The sequence below is a fragment of the Corallococcus sp. AB030 genome (assembly GCF_003668965.1).
In the GTDB taxonomy this organism is placed as follows: domain Bacteria; phylum Myxococcota; class Myxococcia; order Myxococcales; family Myxococcaceae; genus Corallococcus; species Corallococcus exiguus.
The window spans coordinates 1-5107 of sequence record NZ_RAWQ01000358.1; the positions used below are offsets into that span (position 1 = coordinate 1).

A 5107-nucleotide genomic window follows, 5' to 3' on the forward strand; every position below is an offset into this window, starting at 1 on the left:
GGCCCCTGCTACGCACCTCCCGCCCCCTGCGATTCCAAACCTGTCCGACAGTCGGACAAGTTTCCACCGCACAGGTGGACCCGCAGCCCCCAGACAGCATGCCACTCAGCGGACCTCTGGCGCCGTTGCGCGTACTCGCGCACCTGAACAAGTCGGATCAGCGCCCCGTGCGGCGCCGTGCCCGCGCTCGCGCGGCCTCCAGTGCGGAGTCCACTCCAGCGGGCGGTTTCGGAGGCTCCGGCTTCTGCTCGGCGGGGTCCTCCTGAACAGGCTTGGGCGTCGTCGCGGAGGGCTTCACGTCCGTGCGTGGGGCTGCCGTGGGCTCACGTGCGCTGGCTTCCTTCACGGGCCTTTCGCGTGCGGCACGCACTCGGGGCGCGGAGAGGAACCTGCGCACCGCGACCTCCGCCAGCATCGCCGCCAGCGCGAAAGCGACCAGCCAGGGCGCCAGCGCCACGCGGCCCTCTGACTCCGGCGCCTCCGCGAACAGGCCCGCCATCGACAGCCGCTCCTGGCCTCCGCCCACCGCCGCCAATGCTCGCAGGAGCTTGAGGCCCTCCTTCGCGCTGCCCGGCTCGAACTCCGGCGCGTACGGGAGCGCCACCGGTGGCGCCCTCAACACGCGCCCGCCCCACTTCACCACCGGGTGCCAGGTGCCGCTGCCCGTCAGCGGGTACTCGACCACCAGCCGGTCCTCGTCCTCCCAGTGCAGCGGCTTCTCCACGCCGGAGCGCCCGTCACCCGCCAGCAACACCGCCGTGGGCAGCGCGCCCGGCATCGGCTCACCCGGCGGCAGGTCCAACGTCACGCGCAACAGGTTGCCCTGGCGCTCCGAGCGCACCACCGCCTCTTCCTTCGGCGTCGGCCGCCCCATCGACCAGCGCACCACCGCCTCCAGCGTCGCCCTCAGTGCGCCCCACTCGCGCAGCTCGCCCGTGTACTTGCCGTCCACCTCCGCCGTGAGCGCCACCGTGCGCCCCGCTCCGTGCGGCCATAGCGCCAGCACCGGCGCGGCGTTCGTGTCCAACGTGCGCAGCGCCACGTTCGCCCGAGGCTTCAGGTAGGTGAGGTTGTAGCCGCCCACCTGCGGCAGGCCCGCCGTCGGCAGCGGTCCCAACAGCGACAGGTCCGGCGCGGCCTCCAGCGACGCGGGCTCGTCCACGAACGTGGCCCTCGCCACCGCGAGCGTCTCCTGGCTGAAGATGCGCGGCAAGCTCATGGCGTCCTCCGCGAAGTAGATGCGCCCGGCCCCGCGCCGGGCCACCTCGCGCAACAGGTCCGCGTCCGGATCCGTGGGCTTTCCCAAGCCGATGACCGACACCGTCACGTTGGCCGCTCGCAGCGCCGCCAGCGTCTCCTGGTAGTCGCCCGGCTCCTCGGAGTCCGCCGCGTCCGAGAACAGCACCACGTGCCGCGTGGGCTTGTCGCTGCGGAGGATCTCCTTGCTGCCCGCGCGCAGGGCCGTGCCCACGTAGATGCCACCACCGCCGCTGAAGCCTCGCGCCACCTGGTCGAACGGCAGGCCCTTGCTCACCGGACTCAAGGGGAAGATTTCATGCGGCTCCGTGTCCACCATGTGCACGGAGGCTTCGTCGTTCCCGTTGAGCAACGTGAGCGCCGCCGTGACGCCCTCCGCGGCCAGCTCCATCTTCGTGCGCCCATCCGGCACCTGCATGCCCATGGAGCAACTCGAATCCATGAGCACGCTCATCGCCACCGACGCGCGCCGCTGCTCCTCGCGCATCTCCAATGACACAGGCAGCAGTGGCTCCACGGGCGAGCGCCGGTAGCCGCCCTCGCCGAAGCTCGACCGCCCTCCCGTCATCACCAGCCCGCCACCCGCCTGGTCCACGTAGTCCGCCAGCGCGTTCAACCCCGTCTCGCCCAGCGCGTTGGCGTCCACGTTCTCCAGCACCACCACGCCCACCCCGTCGAGCGCCTCCAGCGACAGGTGGAACGGCGCCTTCACGTCCACGGTCATGCCCGTCGCCGTCAGCGCCTTCGCCAACGTGCCCGAGGGCTGCGCGGTGAGCAGCAACACGCGCGGCGGCCCCTCCACGCGCAGCACGCCCACGCCCACGTCGTTCTCCGGGACGCCGTCTCCGGGCACCTCCACCGTGAGCCGGTAGTGCACGAGCCCCGGCTCCTCCAGCAGGTCGCGCAGGGGCAGCAGGTTGGGCCCGGGCTTGAAGTCGTACGGCCCCTTCACCAGCACCTTCCCGTCGCGCTCCAGCCGCACGGTGCCGGTGACGGCCGACGTCGCCTGCACCACGGCGGAGAACTGGAAGGGCTCGCGCACGGAGACCGTGGCGGGCACGTCCAGCGACACCACGGCCACGTCCAGCGCGGGCTCCGGCCGGGACACCTGCCGGTAGTCCACCGCGATGCCTCGCGCAGCCAGCCGCCGCGTCGCACCCCGGGCATCCGCGCCCGTGGCACGGCCGTCGGAGACCACCAGCACCCGGCCCGTGCGCTCGGGGGGAATGAGCGCGCCCGCCGCGTCCAGCGCGGCCGACAGGTCCGACGCCTCCGCGTCCACCGGCCGCGTGAAGCCGCCGAACCGGCTCCTCTCCGACAGCGAGGACTCCACCCGCGCCTCGCGGCCGAAGGTGATGACGCCCACGCGGTCGCCCGGCCGGCGCTGGGACTCCACCAGCGAGACGAGCTCCTGCGCCACGCGGTCCACGTCCAGCGGCATGGAGCGTGAGCGGTCCACCACCACGGCCACGTCGCTGCCCGCGTTCGCCAGCCGCAGCTCCGGCCCGGACAGCGCGCCCACGCCGAGCACCAGGAGCGCCCACCGCAGCACCATGGGCGGACCGGGCCTCCGGCCGTAGCGCCACAGGAAGAGTCCCAGCGGCAACAGCAGCAGCCACGCCTGGGGAAGGGTGAAGGTCATGCCTTCCTCGTGACGTAGAAGTCCGCCAGCAGCGCGGCCAGCAGCACCACCAGGGGCCAGCGGGCGCGCTCATGGCCGCTGTTCCCTTCCGAGTCCTCGCCCGCTTCCTTCGCGGCCACGTCCGCGCTGCCCCGGCCACGCAGGTCCGACTCCCGAGCATCCAGCGCCAGCACCTCCAGCGAGTCTACTTCACGGCCCTCGCGCTCCAGCACATAGCGACCGGGGCTGGTGGGCGCGGGCAGGCTCAGCGCACCCGCGCCGAACACGGGCTTGCGGCCCGAAGGTCCCTTCAGCGCGTAACGTGCACCGGCCTCCGTCACCACGGCGAGCGGCTCGCCCAGGTTGAGCTGACGCCGGGGGAAGCCCTCGCGAAGCCGCCGCGCATCACGCACCACGTTGCCCAGCAACACGGGCCAGGCGGTGGTCCGCTGGAGGTTGGAGCGCGCCAGGTCCACGTTGAGGTGCAGCCGCCCGCCCTCCTCTTCCGACACGAGCACGGCTTCGCCCGCGGTCATCAACGGGCGGCCCGGAGGGTTCGCGCCCGCCGTCCACCGCACGCCCGAAAGCTGCACGTCGTCCATCAGCGTGCTGCCCTTCTCCGTGAAGAACGGCCCCACGAAGGTGCGCAGCGCTCCCTCCGCGCCCAGCGTCACGCGGGCCTCCGCGCGCGCGGGGCCGACGGACAGCACCGGCGCGCCGGGAACAGGAGGGCCGCGCGCCACATCGGGAGACACGGCCAGGAAGCGCTCCAGCGCCTGCTTCGACGCGGGCGACAGGCCCTCCGTCAGCCCCACGGCCACCGGCATCACGGGGGACGGGGGCAGGCGCACGTGTCCGTCCTCGGGCAGCGCGTCGTCCGGCAGGGACACCTCCACGTCGCCGGCCTCGCGAAACGTGAGGCGCACGGTCGCGGCGCCCTCTTCCGGCAACGCGATGCGCTCCGTGCGTTCGGTGCCTTCCCGCGCGCCCGGTCCGGGTGCCGCGCGCACGCGTGCATCAATCTCCGAAGGCCCCGCCCCGAAGCGAGCGACCCGCAGCGTCACCGTGGCCCGGCCGCCTTCGTCGCGCCGCTGCGCGGAGACCAACGCCACGTTGCCCTGGGAGCGCCCCAGCGCAGTCCAACGCACGGAGGGCGGCACGGTCGTGTCCTCGGAGGGCGGCGCGTCGGTGAAGAAGTGCACGTGCTTGCCCGGGCCAGCCAGCTCCTGCGCCCACAGGAGCGAAGCCGTGACGTCATGGTCCGGACCGCGCGCCTGGAAGGACTCCAGCGCGCCCAGGGCACGCGACGCATCGGCCTCCGGTCCAGCGAGGACCCGGGGCGCCACGCCGCTCGCGAGCACCGTGACGTGCGTCGCGCGTTCCGACTCCACGCGCTTCGCGGCTTCCGTGCGCACGTGCTCCAGCACCGTCTTGCCATCCGGAGTCCGCGCGGACATGGACAGGCTGCCGTCCACGACGAGCACCAGGTGACGGCGTCGAGCGTTCTCCCCCAGCCGCACGTCCGCCAGGTACAGCGCGGCGGCCAGCACGGCGAGCGCCTCCAGCAGCAGCGACGCCTCACGCGTGAAGCGCTCCCACCGGGGCCCGCCCTCCGCGCGAGGACGCGGCGTGCGCCACAGGAACAACGCGCTCACCACCACCGGCTTCTGCCGGCGACGCAGGAAGTACGCCGCGACCAGCGGCACCAGCGCGCCCAACGCCAGCAGCCCCCAGGGAAGTCCGAAGCTCACGCCCCGCCTCCCGCGACGAACAACGCGCGCAGCGGCCCCGCCACCTGCGCGCGCAACCCTTCGGCCGCGTTCACGGTGAGCAGCGCTCCCCGCGCCCGCACCGCCGCGCTTCGCAGCGCACGCTGGTGCTCCGCGAAGCGGCGGGCGTAGGCGGCCAGCACGCCGTCCGTCAGCAACTCCTCCAGCGCCACACCACTCTCCGCGTCCACCAGCCGCGCGCCCTCACCACCCGAGGGCTCCAGGTCCTCCGCGTCCAGCACCTGCACCAGGAACAGCGCCGACGCTCCTCGCGACAGCCGGGCGCACAGCGCCTCCAGGTCCGTCTCGAAGAGGAAGTCGCTCACCACCACCCGCAGGCCACACGGCCGCAACGGCGGCAGCCGCCCCAGCGCCGACGCCAGGTCATCCCGCGCCTCGAACTCCGCCCCTCGCAGCGCCGCGCGGCACGCCGGCCCCCGTACCCGCTCCGACCGCGCCC

General features: G+C 73.5%; 2 protein-coding genes and 1 pseudogene. All 3 read right to left on the reverse strand.

What is annotated here, in order from left to right; translation table 11 throughout:
* Positions 1-157: 157 nt before the first annotated feature.
* A complete protein-coding gene (locus D7Y15_RS42165) occupies positions 158-2899 on the reverse strand; it encodes a VWA domain-containing protein (protein ID WP_121756082.1) in 2742 nt (913 codons plus the stop codon).
* Positions 2896-4629, reverse strand: a complete 1734-nt coding sequence (locus tag D7Y15_RS42170; protein ID WP_121756083.1) for a BatA and WFA domain-containing protein — start codon at positions 4627-4629, stop codon at positions 2896-2898. Before D7Y15_RS42170 ends, D7Y15_RS42165 begins: the two co-directional genes overlap by 4 nt.
* Positions 4626-5107: pseudogene (locus D7Y15_RS42175) on the reverse strand (DUF58 domain-containing protein); the annotation flags it as partial. The gene D7Y15_RS42170 and the pseudogene D7Y15_RS42175, both read right to left, overlap by 4 nt.

Bases quoted from the DNA above. Each gene is read 5' to 3' on its own strand.
- D7Y15_RS42165 (WP_121756082.1), bottom strand. From the start codon at position 2,899: ATGACCTTCACCCTTCCCCAGGCGTGGCTGCTGCTGTTGCCGCTGGGA.